The sequence below is a fragment of the Olivibacter sp. SA151 genome, from assembly GCF_054130995.1.
In genome coordinates this window covers 637,225-658,773 of sequence record NZ_CP096391.1, presented here as the reverse complement: position 1 = coordinate 658,773, position 21,549 = coordinate 637,225, and the positions used below count along the sequence as shown (strand labels likewise).

The window sequence follows — 21,549 nt, the reverse complement described above, 5'->3', positions numbered from 1 at the left end:
GAGCCAAGCTATGATAACTATTGAGATGCCCCTCATACAGGCGATCAGTGAGGAAAATAGAAATTATATTCGATATTTTGATGAAAAACTCGGGCACGTGCCAAACCTCTATCTATCCATGATGCATTCGAATCATGCCTTTGGAAACTTCTATCGCTTTCATGGTCGGAAAACCAGTCTTTCTTTGAAAGAACGTGAAGCCATTAACCTCGTGATGGCCCAACTGAACAATTCGCTTTATTGCCTCAGCGCCCATACCATGATCGCCAAACTGAATGGATTTAGTGAGGAGGAAATTATGCAATTACGTAACGGAAAAGCAAATTTCGATACCAAACTTGCTACGCTCGCCCGTTTGGTAAAAAGTATGGCAGTACGCAAAGGTAAAAATATCACCAATGAATTAAATGCCTTCTTCGATGCGGGCTATACGAAAGAGCATCTATTAGATGTCCTAGAAACCATAGGAGAAAGTTATATGAGCAACTTCATGGCAAAAACGATGCAAGTGCCGCTTGATTTTCCAGAGGCACCTGTACTTAAAAAAAATGACGAAGATGAAAATGACGATATTGAATGAATTCTCTCTGCCTTGATTTCGAACCGGACCAGCCTTAAACGAAATCGGCCCAAGCCGCATCCTCTTCATAATCAATCACCGGTACGGCATCATTATTAGCGGTCAGTTGTCCAATCAACATATTCAAATCCATCCCCATATGCTTTTGCGTAATATCAACCAATTCACGGTTAAATCCGGCATCCTGCAACACCACCACCATCTGGAAACAGATTACCCGCGCAATGATCCGGCCAAGCGTTACCAAATCTCGCTTTTTAGGTTGCTCGGGAAAGCTAAAATCTAAACATCCGGCAAAATAAGGGGCAGCCTGTGCCGTCAGTTCATAGCCCTTCAAATAGCGCAGCAGATTCGACTCTTTATTTTTCCGCATCAGTTTGGCAACCGATTCAGCCACTTGTGTATAGAGCATTTCATTCGAACCTTCAAAAATCTGGAAAGGTCGGCTATCCACTACTGCTCTACCCGCTATATGATCCAAGCGGTAACCATTGGCCCCGGCCAGTTGCAGTGCTATCTGTGCCGACTCCTGCATTAAGTCGGTCACCAATGCCTTCACACTGTTCGCATCCACACCGTTGCCCGAAACATCCTGTTCAATCGAGCTAACTTTAGAACTGTACGAGCACATGGCCGAACAGATCGTGTAGGCGGCCTGAATGCGCGATAGCTGAAATTGCACCGCATCCAATTCGTACAAACGCTGGCCTGCAACTACCCTCGTTTTGCAATGCAGCAATGATTCATCCAGCAATCGTTTAATAAAGCCCATACCCATGCCCGGAAACTGCAACCTGCTACGGTGCAAGGTATCCAACATCAACTTAAGCCCTGTACTTTCCGGAAGCAGACGCTGCGTAGCCGGCACTTCCACATCAATAAGGTTCAAGCCATAAGGAATAGCATATAGGCCTAAGCTGTTATAACGCTCTTTGACGTCGATCTGCTGTTCAGCAAGCGCATTATCGGTGAAGAAAAAGTCGATATCCCGAACCAACTCGCCCTGTTCATTTTTTTTCCGTGCCGCTACCAACCAAAAGTCAGCTGCGCCCGTTAAACCCTGCCAATGTTTTTCGCCCTTAATTCGATAACCGTTTGCTTCTTCCTGATAAAAAGTTTGCATATTAAGTGCATCACTACCATAATCCGGTTCCGTAATCATCAAACCTCCCATCGCCTTGTTTTCCAAAAATCGCCTAAAAACCCGTTCCTGTGCAGCCACATGGCCATATTTTGCAAAAGGCTCCAAAAATAGGGCAATATTAATCCCAAAAATAAGCGAGAGCGATAAGGACTCATAAGACGCTGCAGACAATACGCACAAACACTCCTTCACCTTCATGCCACGGCCACCATAGTTTTCGGGAATAGCCACGGCAAGCGGCTGCATATCCATGATTTCACTTAAAAAACCAGGTGGCAGTCCCCTTTTCAAACTGAGGGCATTATAGTCATGTTCAGTGTTAAACAAGCTGGCTAAACGCTTCCTGAACGAATTTATAAAGATGTTAAAATTTTGCACTTCACGGGTAATCTCTGCGGTATTGATCATAGGTATATGTTTTATTACAATGAACTCACACAAAGCTACCGATCAGAAACCCAAAAGCCTGTTTGATTCCGTGCAAGGATTAGGACAAATCGTGCATATTATTTTTTTATGGACTGGCGGTATTCGGTAGGTGACATACCTACCAATTTTTTGAACACCCGCGAGAAGTAAGACGGATCCTGAAAATCCAGTTCATAACAGATATCCGACACGCTTTTGCTCGATTCCAATAACAAAAGCTGTGCGTGCATTACCAACACTTCCAGAATAAGCTGTTTCGATGACTTATTGTACACCATGGAGACACATCGATTTAAATAGTTGGCCGATATAGCAAGCTTGTCGGTATAAAAACCAATCTGTTTCTGTTTCCGGCAATGCTTATGCACCAGTTGCTTAAACAGCGTAGCAATCTCTTGGATTCGGCTGAGGCTATGGTTTGATGCGGAAAGTTTAATAGTTTTCAGCAGCAGGGATTTCAACAAGCTTTCGGCCAGCTCTTTATAAGGTTCACGCGTATGTAGCTCTTCGTAAAGCAGTTGGAAAAGTTGGTGGAGCCTCGTACTTTCCTCATCCGTTAAATTCACAAGCGGTGAAATGGTAAAGATGTTCAGAATCTCCTGTTCCCGAAAGATGGAGGTCATCGCACTATCGTTTATCAAGACGCAATGGCCCTTTGCCGATGGATCGACTGATTTGATAGCGGCGATGTTGCCATAAGTACTGATAAGGATCGCCGGGGCTTTCACTGTATATACCTTAGATCCAACCTGATGTGCAAAAGAACCCGCGGTGATATGCACCAGCAAATTATAACCAAAAAGGATGGGTGGTACCGGGATCTTGATATACGGCGCAATTTCGCTGAGGCGGAACACCTTTACCGGCGAATGCTGGTAACGCAGGTGATCCATGTTACCCACCATAAATCGTTCTACAAACTCATCTGCATTTACCGGTTTCTCCATAGCTGATACAAACTTATATAAAGCAGGCCTTTTGTGCAATCCCCTAATCATTCAAATTAGACAAACGGTTGCGTTCCCAAAATAGTTGTTTACATTAAATACTTTTTTTAGCATTGTAAGTATTAATACCAAAAGCCAATTACAAACGCTACTGTAACAAGGTAGTATATCAGGTACTCGCAATCTTCATGTTTTGCAGAAAAGAAGCCAAAATCAGATGGAAGAAAAAAAAGTTCAAACACGGATTCTATCGCTCGATGTCATGCGCGGGCTCATTATGATCTTATTGGCCGCGGAAAGTTGCGAGCTCTATACGGCCTTATCCTCAACCTATTCAAGCGGATGGCCACAGGGTATCATACATCATTTTTTTCATCACGAGTGGCATGGGCTCTATTTTTGGGATCTGGTGCAGCCCGCCTTTATGTTCATTGCCGGTACCTCACTGTATCTGTCCTTTCAACGTAAACAAGCCGCTGGTGTCAGCTGGTCAGCGCACTTTAAAAGCGTTGCTTGGCGTTCGGCAAAGCTTTTCCTTTGTGGCGTTGCCTTGCATTGCGTGTACAGTGGCAAACTCGTTTGGGAACTCTGGAACGTACTAACCCAATTGGCTTTTACAACGATCATCGCTTATCTGATCATCCGTTGGTCTTTTCTTCAGCAATTGCTATTCAGTCTTTTTTTGCTGCTGCTTACCGATATCCTTTATCGTTTTACCACCATACCGGGATATGATCAGCCTTTCGTATTGGGGAAAAACTTCGGCACTTACATCGATATGCTCGTAATGGGCAAAGATAACGATGGTGGTTGGGTAACCATCAACTTCATCCCAACCGCCGCCCATACCATTTGGGGTGTCCTTGCAGGAAAAGTCCTATCAAGCGTCTCCAACGATGTGGCAAAAAGCAAGCAATTAATCCTTGCTTCCCTAAGCTGTCTGCTCATAGGTTATATGCTAGATTGGACGTTGCTCAGCCCTATCATCAAACGCATCAGCACGCCCGGTTTTGTATTCGTCTCCGGTGGCTATATATTGGCTATACTTGCCTTCTTCCGGTGGTTGATTGATGTTAAAGGATACCAATCAGGTGCCTGGATTTTTGTGGTGGTTGGTTTGAACCCCATTTTCATCTATCTATTTTTTGAAACCGTTGGCAAGCAATGGTTCAATGGCATCGTGCATCTATTTGTCGGCGGGGGGCTTCACCTCCTCGGTTTATCGGCTGATCCAACGGCTATCCTTGTTGCTATTGCTACGCTGTTTTGCGAATGGTATCTATGCTATTGGCTTTATCAGAAACGTATCTTTTTTAAATTATAGTTTTCTTTTATTAACCTGCGATGTGTTACCTCTTGCTGCTTTACAAAAACACGTACGACTTTTTGTTTTCAACAACACTTTTACGTACGACTTTTGTTGTTCAGCACATGTTTATGTAGGAGTTAAATGGGTTAATCAGGAAAAATCAAGAATTGCATACAAGGGAATGTTATCCATCCAGCTTTCTTTACGATACGCGCTCATGGAAGTTCTAACAACCCGCTTGGGTCGAAATTTATCATAAAAAACACGCAAGCTTTTAGCCTGTAAATTTTCTTCAGCTTTCACTTCTATCGGAATGATTTCACCTGACAGTTGCACTAAGAAGTCAACTTCAGCCCGCGCATTCTGTGCAGACCAATAATATATATTTAGGTCGCTCCGTGTAATCAATTGTTGTGCTACATATTGCTCTGTGAGCGCTCCTTTAAACTCTTGAAAAATTGCATTACCTTCCAACAAGGTGCGTGCGTCGAGATCCGTCATTGCCCCTAATAAGCCCACATCAACCATAAATAATTTAAAAGCGTTGAAATCTTCGTAGGCTTTAAGCGGCACTGCCGGTTTAGAGACATTAAAGATCTGCTTTACCAGGCCACAGTCAATAAGCCAAGCGAGTGCCAGTTCATAGTCCTTGGCTCTCGCACCCTGACGAATAATTCCATAAACAAATTTTTTATTTTCCTTTGCGAGTTGCGCAGGAATTGAATTCCAAAGCATTCGAAGACGAGGGACGATATCATGAGGAGCATGTTTAGAAAAATCTTGCTCGTAAGCCAACAAGATCCGCTTTTGGATTGATCTAACTTCAGTAATATCTCGTTGTTTGGAATAAACAGAAACGGCCTCAGGCATACCTCCGACATAATAATAGGTGCGTAACAATTCGATATATTTCGGAGCAAAGCTTTGTATAAGTTCCCAGTTCTTATCTAACAACAGCTCTTTTAATGGCGTTTGCTGTACAGCATCCAGAAACTCATGAAAGTTGAGTGGATAAAGATCAAGAAAATCTACTTTCCCGACCGGAAAAGACGTATGCCGATTTAGTGCGACGCCTAATAGCGAACCGGCACAGATAATATGATATTGTGAAGCATTTTCCTGAAAATACTTTAGGGCAGTGATCGCTGCTGAAGACTCCTGGATCTCATCGATGATCAGTAGTGTATTCCCCGCATCGATCATCACACCCGTATCGATCTGAATTCCAGTTATAATACGTTGAACATCAAAATCAGCATCGAAAAGGTTTCTCGCAATGGCATTACTTTCTAAGTTAATATAAGCGACCTGTTCATAAGCTAATTTTCCAAATTCTTTCATCAGCCAAGTTTTTCCTACCTGCCTAGCACCACGAATGATGAGAGGTTTACGGTTATGGCTATTTTTCCATGCTTCCAGATATACAAGTGCTTGTCGTTTCATATACAAATATACAAAACACGTACGACTTTTTGTTTTTAACAACATTTTTACGTACGACTTTTTGTTGTACAACACATTTTTATGTAGGAGTTTAACCTTCATGATGCACAGAAGCTGTTTTTATGATCAACGCAAGTTGTAACAATAACGAACACTTTCCTGTTCGCTATCGTTACAATTACCGCATCTCAAAATCGCTATAATACACTAATAATAAGCAATATAACTGTTTGGAACAAAGATTGAAGTGTGGAAATCACTTGTTTAAATTGTATTAATATGTTTAAGAATTATTTTAAGATAGCCGGTCGCAACCTCCTTCGCAATAAGGGCTACGCAGCCATCAATATTATTGGCTTGGCTGTGGGTATTGCCGTTTGCATGCTGATTTTTATCATTATACAATTTCAGACGAGCTTCGATAATTTTCATACCAAAAAAGATCGTATCTATCGTGTATTAACTGAATATCCCCAAACAGATGCAGCCAGTGTATCGTATGGAAAAGGCGTTCCCTTTCCGCTGCCCAAAGGATTACGGACAACCTTCCCCGAATTAGAACAGGTGGCACCGATCTATGCAAGCCATCATGATCAGTTACAGGTATTAGACGTAAACGGAAATCCGGTGAAGAGTTTTAAAGAGCAGAGTGGTGTGTTTTATACAACCCCCTCGTTCTTCAACATCTTTGATTTTCCGCTACTTGCCGGTTCGTATGCGTCCCTGAAAGATCCGAACCATGTATTACTTACCAAAGAGATTGCAGAAAAATACTTCGGCGATTGGAAGACACCCATCGGCAAAAGTCTCAAAATAATCGTATCGTATCGCGTCGGCGCAGGCTTGTTTCAATCCCCACCGGTCGCACTGAAAGTTTCCGGCATCCTCGCCAATATACCAGCTAATACAGATTTCCAGCTAAAGCTCGTCATTGCCTTCGGAACGGATTTTACCGGCGATGAACAATACGGATTGCAGATTCCTGATTGGAAGGCCACAGCACCTGAATTTGGTTGCTACGTTCTATTGCCTCCTCATATAGCCGTCGACAATTTTAATCAGCAATTAAGTGATTACGCGCAAAAGGTGCAAGCGCCCGATCATAAGGACAGCTACCTTATACAACCATTGGATGCCGTGCATTATGATACACAAACAGGCAATTACAGCAACAAAACCATCAGTCGCGAACTGATCAATGTATTGTGGTTAATCGCTGCATTTATTCTGTTAATTGCCTGCGTCAATTTTATCAATCTTTCTACTGCCCAAGCGGTAAACCGTGCCAAAGAAGTCGGCGTAAGAAAGGTTTTAGGTAGCAATAAATCGCAGTTGCAAATCCAATTCATCGTTGAAACCTTTTTGATCGTTAGCTTCGCTGTCGTACTTGCAAGCCTTATCAGCGTACTGGCCCTGTCATCTATCAACCAATTGCTTGAACTTTCCCTGCCATTTAATATACTCGGCAGCCCTTCTGTTATCTTATTTCTCCTAACGGTAACCCTAGTGGTAACTGCGCTGGCAGGATTTTATCCTTCGCTGGTATTGTCCCGCTTTAATCCGGTTAATGCCTTAAAGAGCAAACTTACGGCAAGTACCACAAAGGGCATTTCACTGAGACGAGCGCTCGTTGTGTTTCAATTTATCATTGCACAGGCACTGATCATCGGCACATTGGTCATTGTGAAGCAGATGAATTTTTTCATGAATCAGCCTTTGGGTTTCGATAAAGAAGCTATTGTAAACATTCCGTTCCGCCCCGATAGCACCGGCACCAAATTAACGGATTATTTAAGGCAGCAATTATTGTCTGTAAATGGTGTGCAGGCGGTAAGTTTCAGCTCCCATACACCGGCTGAAAATGATAATGATTTATGGACCGAACTAAAATTTGACCATGCAATCAAAGAGGCAGGCTTCCAGGCCATAACCAAGTTCGTCGATAATGAATATGTGCCCGCTTATCAATTACAGCTGATAGCGGGAAGAAACTTGCAAGCCTCCGGCATGACAAGGGAATTCCTGGTGAACGAAGCGCTGGTAAAAAGTTTGGGCTTAAAAAGCCCCGAAGAAATATTGGGTAAAGAAATAAGCATGTTTGGCGACGTCATAAAATGCCCTGTTGTTGGTGTAGTGAAAGATTTTAACGATCGGTCTTTTCACCACCATCTTGCGCCTTTACTTATGGCAACAAACAGCACCATGTACCGTCAGGCAGGAATAAAGCTAACAACTTCCAATATTTCATCCACCATGCAAGCGATCAAAAAAATATGGGAGCAGGCATTTCCGGATTACGTTTATGAATATAAGTTTCTCGACGAAAAAATTGGAGACTTTTACAAACAGGAAAATCAATTAGCTGTCCTATATAAAATTTTTGCCGCTATTGCCATCTTCCTGAGCTGTTTAGGCCTATATGGTTTAGCCTCCTTTATGGCCGTGCAGCGAATCAAGGAAGTAGGTATCCGTAAAGTACTGGGAGCCAGTACAGGTAACATTGTTTATTTGTTTTCAAAGGAATTTATCTTACTGATTGCTATCGCCTTTGCTATAGCCACTCCTATCGCCTGGTACTATATGCACCAATGGCTGCAGGATTATGCCTATCGAATCCATGTTAGTTGGTGGCTGTTTGCCATTGGCGGATTGACGGCCGTAGTTATAGCCCTTCTAACCATCAGCTTTCAGGCAATCAAAGCGGCCGTTGCCAATCCGGTAAAAAGCTTGAGGAGTGAATAGTATCTGAGATAGGTTATAAGTTATAAGCTTTAAGTTGTACGCTTTTACTTTGTTTATCGAGGCAAGTTATCGTATCTTGCAGGTATAAACCCGATGTATCAACGGACGCAAAAAACTACCATTATGCTAACGGATATAAACCCCAAGTTGCCGATGCGGAACAAAGCCGCGACAAAAGATTATTACCTTAAGGAACTCGGTTTCGAGGAATTCGGCAGTGCCGACTATCCTGATTATTTAATGATTGAGAAGGATCATATACAAATTCATTTCTTTTTGTTTGAAGAACTGGATCCTAAAACGAATTACGGACAGGTTTATATCCGAACAGACAATATTGAAGAATTATACGAATCTCTTCTGGCCAATAAAGTAAGTATACATCCCCTAGCACCCTTGCAAACCAAGCCCTGGGGACAGAAAGAATTTTCATTGCTGGATCCCGATAATAATCTGCTAACATTTGGACAAAGCTCATCCTAGCAAGCCCTTTATATAATCATTAGACACCACCATTAGCTTAAATAAAAATTAATCCTATATTAGTATCATACATAAAAAATATTTTCATGAAATCTAGTATCCATTCAGGTGTTCAGCGAATATTCGCTATCCTTTTCATTCTGACTAATGTCAGCTTAATTGCCTGCGCTCAAAGTCCTAAAAAAAGCGCGGAAGGTAAAATCGGCGGTGCAACCGTATCCATACAGTACAGCAGCCCAAGTGTTAAGGGGAGAACCATATGGGGAGAACTGGTGCCCTATGACAAAATCTGGCGCGCAGGGGCTAATGCCGCTACGGTTTTTACAACCGATAAGGACCTAAAAGTAGAAGGCAAAAAACTACCCGCCGGAAGCTACAGCTTATTTGCCATCCCGGGCAAATCATCATGGACGATCATTTTCAACTCACAGACTGGGCAACCCGGCACCAAAAAGGGTGGCGAGGCCAACTTAGATCGTGCCAATGATGTATTAACCATTAATGTTAAACCGGTAAGCAATACCATGACGGAGGCCCTGACGTATGAAGTCAACAGTGACGGAATCGCCCTGATATGGGAGAAAGTAAAGGTTCCGGTAAAAATAAAATAGTATAGCAAAGAAGCTGTTTAAACCAGCTTCTTTCTATTTTTTAAACATAGGCGTACCTGCCACGTTATATTGCAAATTCTACCGGCGTGGAGCACTAGCAATCAAAACGGAACAGTGGATCAGCACTTTCATTACAAATTTGTGGATCCGGAAGAGTCCCTTGCCGATTTCGTAGAAAGTATTGGCTTCTTTCATAATCCGGCCCGGCAGCCAAAAGAAGTGGTTGTATTACCCGACGGACGGGTCGATTTATTTTTCACACAAACGGCATCCGCCCCTTTTCGGGTGATGTTGATGGGTTTGGAAACCTTTCCTGAACAAAGAAGCGTTCCTCCCCAAATGCGCACGTTCGTTATCAGCTTTAAACCCTTAGCCGTTGAATATATCTTACAGAAGCCCATCGCCGATTTTTTGAACAGTGCCCAAGATCTACCCCCTGATTTTTGGCATTTTAATGCAGGTGACTTCAAAGATTTTGACACCTTTTATAAAAAAGCATCTCAAACCCTTCGAGCATTTCTTCCCGAGAAAATTGACGCAAGAAAACAAAAGCTCTTCGAGCTAATCTACGCCACCAAGGGAGAAATGAGCGTTAAAGAACTTTCAGAGAACGTAGGCTGGAGCAGTCGGCAAATCAATCGGTATTTCCAACATCAATTCGGCCTTCCGCTAAAAGCCTATTGCAACATCCTTCGTTTCAGGACCTCCCTAGCACATATTGCACAGGGCAAGCTATTTCCCGAGCTCAACTTTACAGACCAAAACCATTTTATCAAAGAGATTAAAAAATTCGCCGGCGTAGTTCCCAAAGAACTGTCCAAAAACCAAAACGACCGATTTGTACTATTATCCGTTTTAAAACAGCAATAATTTTGTTCCATTAAATACAATGGTATGGAACTGAATAACAAGCAAATTGCTATTGTTGGCGGTGGCCCCGGCGGGCTCACTTTAGCTCGGCTACTACAGCTAAAAGGCGCCAATGTAAACGTATATGAAAGAGATTTCGACAAAAATGCCCGCGTACAGGGCGCACCGCTCGACTTGCATGAAGACGCCGGATTGGCGGCTTTGCGTAAAGCAGAGTTATTGGATGCGTTTAAAAAGAATTTCCTTCGCGGGGCAGATAAAAAGGTCATCACCAATGCCCATGCCGAAATCCTCTTTAGCGATCACGACGCCAAACCCGAAGAGAATTTCGGTGCGGATTATTTCCGTCCGGAGATAGACCGCGGCCCGCTAAGAAATCTATTGCTCACATCGTTAAAACCCGAAACGGTTGTGTGGAATAGCCATTTTATTTCCATGGAGACGGAAGGCGAAGGCTGGCGGCTACATTTCAAAAATGGGATCTCCGTTTATGCCGATATTGTGATTGCTGCCGACGGCGCCAATTCAAAAATTCGCCCTTACATCACCGAGATCAAACCTTTCTATTCAGGCATTGTCATGCTAGAAGGCAATATACACAAGGCAAAAGAAACAACGCCTGCTATGGCAGCCTTATTCAATGGCGGCAAAGTAATGGCTTTCGGCAACGGTAAGTGTATATTGGGCGGTCAAAAAGGCAATGGCGACCTGGGTTTTTACGCCAGCTTCAAAGCCGATGAGCTATGGCCGCAAAATTGTGGTTTGGATTATAACGATACGAGCCGGATGCTGGATTGGTTTAAAAAGGAATATCCCGGATGGAGTGCTATTTGGAATGAACTCTTCGAAAATGCTGTGCCCCCTTTCATTCCGCGGCCTATCTATTGCATGCCTTTAAACCAGCACTGGGAAACCAAAACCAACCTTACCATGCTGGGCGATGCCGCACACGTGATGCCGCCATTTGCCGGTGAAGGGGTTAACATGGCCATGCGTGATGCCCTGGAGCTGAGCGAATGCTTAACATCCGGCAAATTCAGCACCCTGCAAGCAGCCCTCTCGTTTTACGAAGCGAGTATGCGCAAACGAGCCTCAAAAGCCGCTCGGGAGTCGCTCGAAAATGGTGAGACGATGCATTCCGAGCATGCATTGGAAAAAATGTTAGCTTTCTTTAGCGGGCACAGGTAACTAGAAAAAGCATCAAAGTGCTTCAACCGGTTGGTTTTGTAATAATTCAGTGCCCCATTGGTCTATCACCTTTATTACCGGAATCAATGATTCTCCAAAATCCGTTAGAAAATATTCCACCTTCGGCGGCAATTCAGGATATACTACCCGTCTGATAACACCACGCTCTTCCAGCTCTTTTAATTGCTGGTTGAGCACTTTTCTGGTGGCCAGCGGATTGAGTCGTTGCAATTGGCTGGGCCGCCTGTTTCCGTTCATGATGTTAAAAATAAGGCAGGGCTTCCACTTCCCACCTATAATATCCATGGTTGCTGCCACGCCACAATCTATATTTTTTGGAATCTTACGTTCGTACATAGCCTGTTGGTATTTATATACAAAGGTAAAACAATTTGTTATTTTATAGCCATAGGTACTTTTTTGTACCTATGCTACAATCAAGTACGTACTTGTTTATCAGATCCTACGACCCTAGATTTGCATTCTAATTCTTGCGCGCAGAATTCAACTTTTTAATTTAAACAGCATTAACAATGAAGATTACACGTTCAAAACTCCTATTCGGCACCTTATTCAGCCTCTTTGTAGGCATTCATGCCGAGCTGCCCGCACAACAAAGATCCCCTTACTTAAAGCAGCCCAGTAGCTACGAAATGGTATTGGGCGACGTTAAAATCACTGCACTCTCAGATGGCAGTGTCAATCAAGTTCTTAAAGACCTGTTGATAAATACTACCGATGAAGAAATTGACCACCTTACTGCTGAGAACTTTCAAACCGACGAAAACGAAGCGTCTGTAAACGCCTATTTATTTAAATTAGATAACAAACTGATGATGGTAGATGCCGGAACGGCCGATTATTACGGACCGTCTTTAGGCTTTCTACCGCGCAACCTTTTGAAAGCAGGTTATGATCCGAAGCAAATTGATGTGATTCTGGTGACGCATATCCATACCGATCATACCGGTGGACTGATGGATGGCGACAAAATGGTTTTTCCCAATGCGACGGTATATGTCAGCAAACCCGAACTGGACTTTTGGTTAGGCGAGGAAAGTTATAAAAACGCTCCGGCCGATAAGAAAGTATATTTCGAGCAAGCACGGGAAAGAATCCTGCCCTATTTGAACGCGGGAAAGGTCAAAACCTTTGAGTTTGGGAAAGAACTGTTTCCAGGTCTGACGCCTGTAGCTGCTCAAGGACATACGCCGGGGCATACCTTTTATCAGCTAATCAGCAAAAATGAAAAAATCATGTTCTGGGGTGATCTATTGCATTCTGCCGCCGTACAATTCCCCAATCCTGACGTAAGAATTGTTTACGACATCAATCCAGAGCAGGCTGCAATGACACGTAAAAAGGCTTTTGCCGATGCCGCTCAACATAAATACTGGATTGCGGCAGACCACCTCTCCTATCCGGGTATTGGCCATATCAAAAAGGAAGGAAATGGTTATCGCTGGTATCCCATCAACTATACAATTGACCCAACAGGCAAGGGACAGTAAAACAAAAAAATGAGACACATGAAGTATTGGATTTGCGTTGCCGCTGTTTTTCTTCTTTTCAAGAACCTTTCAGCCCAAACGACGCACGAAGACAAAAAAGCAACGATTGCACATTTTTTCAATGAGTCGCTAACAAATGCGCCTATACCGGCCCATCTGCACGATTTAACCAAACAGATCGGCCACCGGATTTCCGGCTCGCCACAGGCAGAAGCAGCCGTGCACTGGATCAAGATGCAGCTGGAAGCATTAAGGCCCGACAGCGTCTATTTACAAGCCGTTAACATTCCGGTATGGAAAAGAGGCCCAAAAGAGAAGGCTTTCATCCAAACGGCCGGTCATAACTTGCAACAAATGCAGGTACTCGCCCTTGGTGGATCGGTGGCCACCAAGGGCACCTTGCGTGCCGAAGTTGTGGAGGTAAAATCATGGGCGGAATTGTCGGCCTTACCGGCCGATAAAGTAAAAGGCAAATTTGTTTTCTACAACCGCGCTATGGATCCCACTAAAATCGATCCATTTGAAGCCTACCTAGAAGCTGTTGATCAGCGCTCCATAGGCGCCATTGAAGCTGCCAAAAAAGGGGCTGTAGGCGCCTTAGTGCGTTCACTAACACTTGCCAAGGATGATTATCCACATACCGGCGCCATGCAGTATGCGAATGGAATCAGCAAAATCCCGGCTGCCGCACTCGGCACACGCAGCGCCGACCTGCTGAGCCAAAAGCTTAAAGAGAATCCCACGCTCCGATTCTCTTTAGAGATGCACTGCAGCACCTTGCCCGAGATTGTTTCGAACAATGTCATTGCCGAAATAACCGGGGCCGAATTCCCGGATGAATTCATCACCATCGGTGCACATATTGATTCGTGGGACGTAGGCGAAGGTGCCAGCGACGATGCCACGGGTATTGTACAGACCATCGAGGCGCTGCGCTTATTTAAAACCTTAGCGTCCAAACCCAAACGAAGCATTCGCTTTATCTTCTATATGAACGAGGAATCCGGTGCCCATGGCGGCAGTAAATATGCGTCTGCGGCAAGAGAAAATGAGGAGAAACACCTTGCATCCATCGAGTCTGACGCCGGCGGCTTTCAACCGGTTGGATTTCGTATTGATGGCGACCCACAAGCCGTGGATCAGATCACGGCTTATAGTTCGCTTTTATCCCAATATGGCATGGGACGTATCCTTCCGAAGCATAGAGGCGTAGACATTGTCGCCATGAAAGATTTATCCAAGGTATTACTGAGTTTAGATTGTGAATCGCATCGGCTGTTTGACATTCACCATAGCGAATTAGACACCCTTGATAAGCTCAATTACAGGGAAGTGACCTTAGGAGCGGTGGCCATGACCGTGATGGCCTTCCTGATAAGCGAGTACGGTTTGTAAAAAACAATAAAATGATTTATCTCCATGAAAACTAACGTCTTAACAACCTGTTTAGCGCTATGTTACAGCGTCATATGCTTGCAACTAAGTGCACAAACAAAAACAGACAAAGTGCTAAAGCCCTATAGCGATTACGTGGTGCAGCAAGGAGTCGTCTATACATCCGGCCTATTAGGCTTAGACGCGGCAGGCCGCATCCCGTCAACATTCGAACAAGAAGTGCTCCAGCTATTTGGCAATTTAGATCAGGTGCTAAGCACGGCCAACAGCAGTAAAGAAAAGATTTTCAGCGTAACGGTTTATTTGAGCAGCATGACTCACTTCAACACCTTCAATCGGCTATATACTGCTCATTTCAAAACACCCTACCCGGTGCGGACTTGTGTAGCCGTACAAGAACTTGCCAGAAACGCACACATTGAAATAAGTGCCATGGCAAGGTTGTAGTCTTCATAAACCTTTTTTTACTCCATCTACCTACGCTTCCGGAAAGTATTCAATACTTTCCGTTTGATATCCTATGTCAATTCGCGCCGGCTCACTTGTAGCGCTTTCCATCTTCTTCCCGTTTTCTTTATAAACCCCTAAATCAAGGTCATGAAAAAAATACACCTAGCCTGCGCCCTGTTTCTCGGTATCTTATTCGTTATCGGTTGCGAGAAAGAAGAAACTGAAAACCCCATCATTGTAGAGCCCCAACAATGGAGAGAAATCGCTAAAGACAGCATTAGCAGCGGCCTCGTAGAAGGCTTTACCATTGGCGCCAATGCTACCGAGGCCTATCAGGTCGTACAGCAACGCTTGCAAAGCCATACCCCCAACGTGCAAGTAGTATCCAACATCTATCATAAAATGGAAGACATAGCCGGAAAAATCGGCTTATACAATGCCTTACTCTTTGATGAAGAAAAGGGCACCGGCACCGGCGTACAGCTTTATTTTGAAGACGACCGCATCAAGTCCATTTATACCAATGATGGCAAGCAGCTTAACAGCTGGCCCAACAACAATTTTTCGCCCATGCGTGTTAACGTGGGTATGGAAGTTAGCCGCGTCTATCCGCAATTATTAGCACTTAGCAGTATCAACCAGTACGCGCGTAAATTCCAGCGCATTTCCCTGTTCTCCAAAAATACCAACAAAGATTTTGACCCGGCTATGGCTCGATCACCCCAATGGTATTTTGCCCATAGCGAAGCCGATGGCAAACAAAAGCGTGTTCATCTCTATTTTGAAGAAGGTAAACTGTTATCTGTGGTTACCGGTATCTACGCGCCTTATTAATGGCAGTTCCGGAAGAAATAACGCCAGCTAATTTAAGGATAAGAGCTTTGTTACAGCTTTTTAATCCGTTGCTCATTAGCATGCAAGCTGTCTAGCATCTGTGCCCACGGCAAAACCTGGTGGCTATCAGCCCATTGTTGCCACGCATCTGTTAAGGATTTTACCAGTTCTGGCATTTCAGGAGCCAGATCATGCTGCTCCGTGCGATCTTTTCGAATATTGTAAAGCTCCCAACGCTGTTCTTTTCCATTTGCATCCTGCCATTTCATAACGGCTTTAAACTCGCCCAGACGAACGGCCTTATTTCCCTCATGTTCCCAAAAAATAGGCTGATCGTGTATCGGCTTATTAACACCTCGCAATAGCGGCAGCAGACTCTTTCCCGCCATAGCAGGCACGGTCTTCCCATTCTTTTCAGGTGCATAGTTAGCACCCGATATATCTACGAAGGTGGCCATGATGTCCGGTAAAAATCCATAATGCTGAATAAGCGAACCATTTAGCTTTCGAGGGATCTTTGAGGGCCAATGTGCAATCAGCGGCGAAGATATCCCACCCTCATGCACCCAATGTTTATATTCACGATATGGCGTATTGGACGCATTGGCCCATCCTTTCCCGTAAGTCAGGAAATAGCCGATTTTAGTCTCGAGGTTTTCTTTTTTTCCACCACCTACATCCCCTCCTTCGGCGCAGGCGCCATTGTCATTAATAAAAATAATAAGGGTATTATCGTAGAGGTTATTCCTTTTTAAATACGCAATCAACTTGCCTATATTTTTATCCATGCGGTCAACTTGAGCCGCATAAATAGCACGTCTTAAGGCCATTTCGTCTTGCTTTTCCTTCGGCAGCGTCTCCCAATCCGGAACATCTTGTTTGCCCAACGACCAGCCGGCATCGAGCAAGCCCATCTTAATCATGTGATGATAACGTTCTTGTCGTAACTTGCCCCAGCCTTCATGATACCGATTACGATATTTATCAATCACCTCCTTTGGCGCCTGCAAAGGCCAATGGGGTGCTGTGTAAGCAAGGTATAAGAAAAAAGGACGTTCACCATCTTGTTGTTTGCTCTGATCAATAAACTGAATCGCATGGTCGGTAAAGGCATCAGTTGTATAGAAGTTCGGATCATCAACCTTCAGTGTATCATTATCAAGCGTAATGCCTCGAGGCTGCACCGGCTGGAAGTAATTACTAGCACCATCTAAAATACCATAATAGTGATCAAAACCGCGCTGCAAAGGCCATTGCTCCTTTCGCTCCATACCAAGGTGCCACTTACCGGTCATCAGCGTGGTATAGCCGGCAGTTTTCAACACCTCAGCTAAGGTATGCGTTTGTGGGCTCAGCTCACCCCGATAGCCGGGCACATGATAGTCATGCTGTGTAAAATGTTCGCTCGGATTCGTCATATGGCCAATGGCAGCCTGATGAGGGTACAAGCCCGTCATGAGCGATGCCCGTGAGGGGCAGCAGCGTGCAGCATTATAAAATTGGGTAAAACGTAAACCCGAAGCCGCCAAACTATCTAAATGCGGAGTTTGTATTTCGCCACCATAACACCCCAGATCAGAATAACCCATATCGTCCGACATGATCAGGATAATATTCGGTTTATTTGATTTGTTGGAAGGGGTTTCGATATAGCCGGAAGACAGGATACAGCTTGCTGCAAAGAGAATACTTATTACTAGCCCGTGCCTTTTTTGTTTTCGTAATAACATGATGTGACTCACTTAATTTAATTAATACTTTCATGCTACAAGATTGGAATTTCCATCCTTTCGTAGGCGCATCACTTCAAAGCAGCTCGTCAGCATCTGCCCTCTTTGCAGCATGCCATAGATAGTCAATGCGATACGAGTGGCATCATCAAATCTTCAATCTTTTTCGCCATCTCATTATAGGGATATTTATGCGAAAGGAAATAATGCTCGGCCTTTCCGTTGGGGTTCCAAACATTATTACCTTTTTCGTCAACCACAAACTGCCCCGGACCATTTACATAGAAGTAGTCTTCCGGATTCCGTATCGCACACAACACCGCTGTTTGATCCCAGGAGGGTCTGCTTTTTTCGCCTTCCTTGGCGTAGGTCCGGAGATTATAAGCATAGGCCCAGGCCACCGGATTCTCCTCGGTGCTTTCCTGCGCTACACGACCGCCGGTAAAGAGCTCTTTACCGATTTCAAAGCCGCTGAACAATATCGGACTTGGCCAGTGCCTAAAAACCTCATAAGAAGCTGATGCATCTTTCATTACATTAAACTCAGCACCTTGCGGGAAGCCACCGGCCATGGCAACCAGCTTTTTTACCTTTTGTTTCACCAGCTCCACGCCGTTAAGTGGCGAAAACTGATCAGGTTTCGATTGCAACAGCGCATTCAGGTTCGACAGAAAGCCGACGGTAACAATCGTTACACTATGATCCTGCTGACCGGCCAATACTTTTCTGTATACTTCAATAGCCGAAGGATAACGCTTTCCTTGCAAAGACGGATCAAAGCGCTTGATCAGCGAATCGTTCCAGTGATTACCCGCTTCAATTGCCGGTGCATCTGCAGTGGCCATCCCAACCGGGATATCCGGCCTTTTAAAATACCGATTAAACAATTCAATAGTCGGTGCTATCGATACATGGCTATCACTGGCAACGGTCGCCAATATTTCGCACTCGCCCTTCGCTGCCAAATGATGTAAGATTGCAATAGCGCCCACATCATCGTAATCCGGCCCCATATCCGTATCAAAGATCAGTTTTGGAATTTTGCTCGTTCGCTCTTGTGCTTGCATCTGCATACTACTTAGCATCACCCATGCGGCGAACATATAAATGGCCTTTTTCATAATTTTGTTTGTTTTAAAAATATAAAAAATCCTTTTAATCTTTATACCGAAACAAAAAATCCGCCACTATCCGCCCTCCTATAGGCTTCTATCCATATTGGGCTCAAAATAATCGTTATTTTCATCAAATACTTTCAACTAACCTAACAACATTAGCGATTCGTCCGGATACGAACAGCACCTGTTCAAAATCGAACACTTACTCAAGCATACCTTCAATTAACAACAACATAATCAATAAGTTATACTTTTGGCGTAGTTGCTGATGTATTTTGAGCAGCATACTGGCAAAAAACCAATACGCTGTTTCAAAATATAAACGCGATGATCAAAAATTATCTCAAAACCGCTTGGCGCAACTTAGCAAAAAGCAAAGGATACAGCGCCATTAACATTGGTGGCCTCGCAGTGGGTATGGCCGTCGTGATGTTGATTGGGTTATGGGTATATGATGAACTGACATTCAATACCTATCATAAGAATTATGATCGCATCGCGCAGGTGATGCAGCACGCCAACTTTAACGGCAAAATAGGTACCCAAACTGCCAATCCTGCTTTGATGGGCCCGGAATTACGGGCTAAATACGGAAGCGATTTTAAATATGTAGTACAGGCGTCCTGGAATTTCAATCCGCTGCTCTCCATCGGTGATAAACGTATCAACCAAGAAGGTATCTACTTTGAAAAAGATGCCCCCGACATGCTGAGCCTCCACATGCTGAAAGGAAGCCGGGCGGGCCTGCACGATCCGCATTCCATTCTGCTCTCAGCCTCGACTGCAGAAGCCCTATTTGGCGATGAAGATCCCATGGGCAAAACCATAACCCTAGATCGCAGCCAACAAGTAAAAGTAACCGGCGTATACGACGATCTCCCCAGCAACAGCTCCTTTGCCAATGTGAAAGTTATCCTACCCTGGTCTTTATGGCTGATCCAAAACCCCTGGGCCAGCCAAATGGAACAGCCCTGGAGCAGCAACTTCAGTCAAACTTTCGTGCAGATTACCGAGAAAGGAGATATGGAAAGCATCTCTTCAAAAATCAAAAACGTGAAAATGGATAATGTAAGAGACGAGGATCAAAAAGCCGAGTGGGTAGTTTTCCTACAGCCTATGTCCAAATGGAATTTATATAATGAGTTCCGTAACGGAGTAAATACCGGTGGAGGTATCCGTTATGTACGACTGTTTGGCCTTATTGGCGGCTTTGTATTGATATTAGCTTGCATTAATTTTATGAACCTCGCTACTGCGCGGAGCGAAAAACAGGCGAAGGAAGTAGGCATCCGCAAAACTGTTGGTTCCCATCGTTGGCAGCTCATTGGAAGGTTCTTCGCCGAGTCGTATATCACCGTGCTGATTGCTTTTGTTTTATCGCTGCTGTTGGTCGTGTTATTTTTACCGGCCTTCAATGAAGTCGCGGGCAAAAAAATCGGCCTCCCCTGGCTCAATCCCATATTCTGGACGGCAAGCTTGGTTTTTGTTTTTATTACCGGCCTACTGGCCGGCAGCTATCCGGCTTTCTACCTATCCTCCTTCCAGCCGCTGAAAGTGTTGAAGGGAACCTTCAAAGTCGGCCGTTTTGCATCGGTTCCCCGCAGGGTGTTGGTCGTTATCCAATTCACGGTATCCGTCATGCTCATTATTGGCACCATAATCGTCTACCAACAAATTCAGCATGCCAAAGCCCGGCCCGTTGGTTACACCAAAAACGGCTTAGTAAACTTGTCCTTCCAAAACGAGCTGCGGAAACATTTCGAGGCATTCCGGACCGAATTAAAGAATTCCGGTGCCATTGAAGAGATGGCCGGAGCCGTTCCTGTTACGGGGGTATGGAACAGCAATGGCGGCTTTGAGTGGGAAGGCAAAGACCCCGATCTAGCTACCGACTTCCCGAATAACTCCGTATCATACGACTTTGGCAAAACCATACAATGGAAGATAAAAGCGGGGAGGGATTTTTCACGAGATATGGCTACCGATTCATCGGCCTTTATCATCAACGAATCGGCCGCCCGATTTATGGGCCTTGAAGATCCCGTAGGAAAAACGATTCGGCAAGGCGACGACCGCTTTACCGTTATAGGCGTAGTTGACGACATCTTGCAAGAATCGCCTTTCTTCCCTGTGCGGCCAACCTTTTATCACCTCGACACGTACGACGCAATGGTAAACATTGTTTTAAGGTTAAATCCAAAACAGAACCCCAGTCAATCCATCAGCACCATTGAAAATATTTGGAAGAAATACGTGGATGATGTTCCCTTTGAGTATTCATTTGTCGATGAAGCTTTTGGCGACAAGTTCAAAACAGAAGAACGCATCGGCAAGTTATCTTCTTATTTCGCTGTACTTGCCATCTTCATTTCTTGCCTCGGACTGTTCGGCATGGCCAGCTTTGTGGCAGAGCAACGGACCAAAGAGATCGGCATCCGAAAAGTATTAGGTGCCAGCGTCGCAAATTTACTGCGCCTGCTTTCAAAAGAGTTTGTACTGTTGGTTACCATTTCCTGCATCATCGCGGTGCCCGTGGCTTGGTACTATCTTGGCCAATGGCTTAGTAATTATGACTATCGGGTAGAGATCAGCTGGCTCGTGTTTATCGCCGCTGCCGTACTGGCGCTCATTATCACGCTTTTCACAGTGGGTTTCCAAGCAATTAAAGCAGCAACCGCCAATCCGGTGACGAGTTTGCGAAATGAGTAAGGGATTTCATTATATTTACTGAGCGCCCCTTAGTATATTCAAGCTACGGGGCGTCA

At 44.5% G+C, this 21,549-nt stretch carries 18 protein-coding genes; 12 read left to right on the top strand and 6 right to left on the bottom strand.

All coding sequences use genetic code 11. From position 1 onward, the window contains the following. Positions 1 to 10 precede the first annotated feature (10 nt). Positions 11 to 580, top strand: a complete 570-nt coding sequence (locus tag M1D52_RS02650) for a carboxymuconolactone decarboxylase family protein (RefSeq protein ID WP_437393819.1) — start codon at positions 11 to 13, stop codon at positions 578 to 580. 34 nt (positions 581 to 614) lie between these two features. Here M1D52_RS02650 and M1D52_RS02645 read toward each other — a convergent pair whose 3' ends face one another. Together M1D52_RS02645 and M1D52_RS02640 are read right to left on the bottom strand one after the other, a co-directional pair. Continuing rightward, positions 615 to 2,132, bottom strand: a complete 1,518-nt coding sequence (locus M1D52_RS02645; RefSeq protein WP_437393820.1) for an acyl-CoA dehydrogenase family protein — start codon at positions 2,130 to 2,132, stop codon at positions 615 to 617. Positions 2,133 to 2,230: 98 nt separating this feature from the next. Next, a complete protein-coding gene (locus M1D52_RS02640) occupies positions 2,231 to 3,100 on the bottom strand; it encodes a helix-turn-helix domain-containing protein (RefSeq protein WP_377611709.1) in 870 nt (289 codons plus the stop codon). A gap of 217 nt (positions 3,101 to 3,317) precedes the next feature. Between M1D52_RS02640 and M1D52_RS02635 the strand changes: the two genes are divergently transcribed. Next, a complete protein-coding gene (locus M1D52_RS02635) occupies positions 3,318 to 4,424 on the top strand; it encodes an acyltransferase family protein (protein ID WP_437393821.1) in 1,107 nt (368 codons plus the stop codon). Between the two features lie 135 nt (positions 4,425 to 4,559). On the opposite strand, the gene M1D52_RS02630 is transcribed toward M1D52_RS02635, so the two are convergent. After that, a complete protein-coding gene (locus M1D52_RS02630; protein ID WP_041387938.1) occupies positions 4,560 to 5,852 on the bottom strand; it encodes an ATP-binding protein in 1,293 nt (430 codons plus the stop codon). 279 nt (positions 5,853 to 6,131) lie between these two features. On the opposite strand from M1D52_RS02630, the gene M1D52_RS02625 reads away from it, so the two are divergent. The 5 genes from M1D52_RS02625 to M1D52_RS02605 all read left to right on the top strand — a co-directional run bounded on the left by M1D52_RS02625 (position 6,132) and on the right by M1D52_RS02605 (position 11,746). After that, positions 6,132 to 8,594: an ABC transporter permease gene (locus M1D52_RS02625; RefSeq protein ID WP_437393822.1), complete on the top strand. Its 2,463-nt coding sequence runs from the start codon at positions 6,132 to 6,134 to the stop codon at positions 8,592 to 8,594. 123 nt (positions 8,595 to 8,717) lie between these two features. Further along, complete coding sequence (locus M1D52_RS02620; RefSeq protein ID WP_289554383.1) at positions 8,718 to 9,077, top strand: bleomycin resistance protein; 360 nt, start codon at positions 8,718 to 8,720, stop codon at positions 9,075 to 9,077. An 86-nt stretch (positions 9,078 to 9,163) separates the two neighbouring features. Further along, entirely contained in the window at positions 9,164 to 9,688 is a 525-nt protein-coding gene (locus M1D52_RS02615) for a DUF2911 domain-containing protein (RefSeq protein WP_437393823.1), read from the top strand. Between the two features lie 114 nt (positions 9,689 to 9,802). Next, positions 9,803 to 10,558: a helix-turn-helix domain-containing protein gene (locus M1D52_RS02610; RefSeq protein ID WP_437393824.1), complete on the top strand. Its 756-nt coding sequence runs from the start codon at positions 9,803 to 9,805 to the stop codon at positions 10,556 to 10,558. A gap of 24 nt (positions 10,559 to 10,582) precedes the next feature. Further along, positions 10,583 to 11,746, top strand: coding sequence for an FAD-dependent oxidoreductase (locus M1D52_RS02605; protein ID WP_437393825.1), 1,164 nt, complete (start codon positions 10,583 to 10,585; stop codon positions 11,744 to 11,746). A gap of 12 nt (positions 11,747 to 11,758) precedes the next feature. On the opposite strand, the gene M1D52_RS02600 is transcribed toward M1D52_RS02605, so the two are convergent. After that, the gene (locus M1D52_RS02600) at positions 11,759 to 12,103 is read right to left on the bottom strand and encodes a winged helix-turn-helix transcriptional regulator (RefSeq protein WP_013664135.1); all 345 of its coding nucleotides are present in this window, start codon (positions 12,101 to 12,103) and stop codon (positions 11,759 to 11,761) included. Positions 12,104 to 12,279: 176 nt separating this feature from the next. On the opposite strand from M1D52_RS02600, the gene M1D52_RS02595 reads away from it, so the two are divergent. The 4 genes from M1D52_RS02595 to M1D52_RS02580 all read left to right on the top strand — a co-directional run bounded on the left by M1D52_RS02595 (position 12,280) and on the right by M1D52_RS02580 (position 15,936). Continuing rightward, complete coding sequence (locus M1D52_RS02595; protein WP_437393826.1) at positions 12,280 to 13,257, top strand: MBL fold metallo-hydrolase; 978 nt, start codon at positions 12,280 to 12,282, stop codon at positions 13,255 to 13,257. An 18-nt stretch (positions 13,258 to 13,275) separates the two neighbouring features. Further along, the gene (locus M1D52_RS02590; RefSeq protein WP_437393827.1) at positions 13,276 to 14,652 is read left to right on the top strand and encodes a M20/M25/M40 family metallo-hydrolase; all 1,377 of its coding nucleotides are present in this window, start codon (positions 13,276 to 13,278) and stop codon (positions 14,650 to 14,652) included. A gap of 24 nt (positions 14,653 to 14,676) precedes the next feature. Further along, positions 14,677 to 15,099 (top strand): RidA family protein, encoded by a 423-nt coding sequence (locus tag M1D52_RS02585; protein WP_437393828.1) that lies wholly within the window; start codon positions 14,677 to 14,679, stop codon positions 15,097 to 15,099. 150 nt (positions 15,100 to 15,249) lie between these two features. Beyond that, entirely contained in the window at positions 15,250 to 15,936 is a 687-nt protein-coding gene (locus tag M1D52_RS02580; RefSeq protein ID WP_130855048.1) for a hypothetical protein, read from the top strand. A 50-nt stretch (positions 15,937 to 15,986) separates the two neighbouring features. Here M1D52_RS02580 and M1D52_RS02575 read toward each other — a convergent pair whose 3' ends face one another. Together M1D52_RS02575 and M1D52_RS02570 are read right to left on the bottom strand one after the other, a co-directional pair. Further along, positions 15,987 to 17,666 carry an arylsulfatase gene (locus tag M1D52_RS02575; protein WP_437393829.1) on the bottom strand — a complete coding sequence of 560 codons (1,680 nt, stop codon included), beginning with the start codon at positions 17,664 to 17,666 and terminating at the stop codon, positions 15,987 to 15,989. 125 nt (positions 17,667 to 17,791) lie between these two features. Then, positions 17,792 to 18,787: a nucleoside hydrolase gene (locus M1D52_RS02570; protein WP_437393830.1), complete on the bottom strand. Its 996-nt coding sequence runs from the start codon at positions 18,785 to 18,787 to the stop codon at positions 17,792 to 17,794. Positions 18,788 to 19,111: 324 nt separating this feature from the next. On the opposite strand from M1D52_RS02570, the gene M1D52_RS02565 reads away from it, so the two are divergent. Next, positions 19,112 to 21,493, top strand: a complete 2,382-nt coding sequence (locus M1D52_RS02565) for an ABC transporter permease (RefSeq protein ID WP_437393831.1) — start codon at positions 19,112 to 19,114, stop codon at positions 21,491 to 21,493. The last annotated feature ends 56 nt before the right edge of the window (positions 21,494 to 21,549 follow it).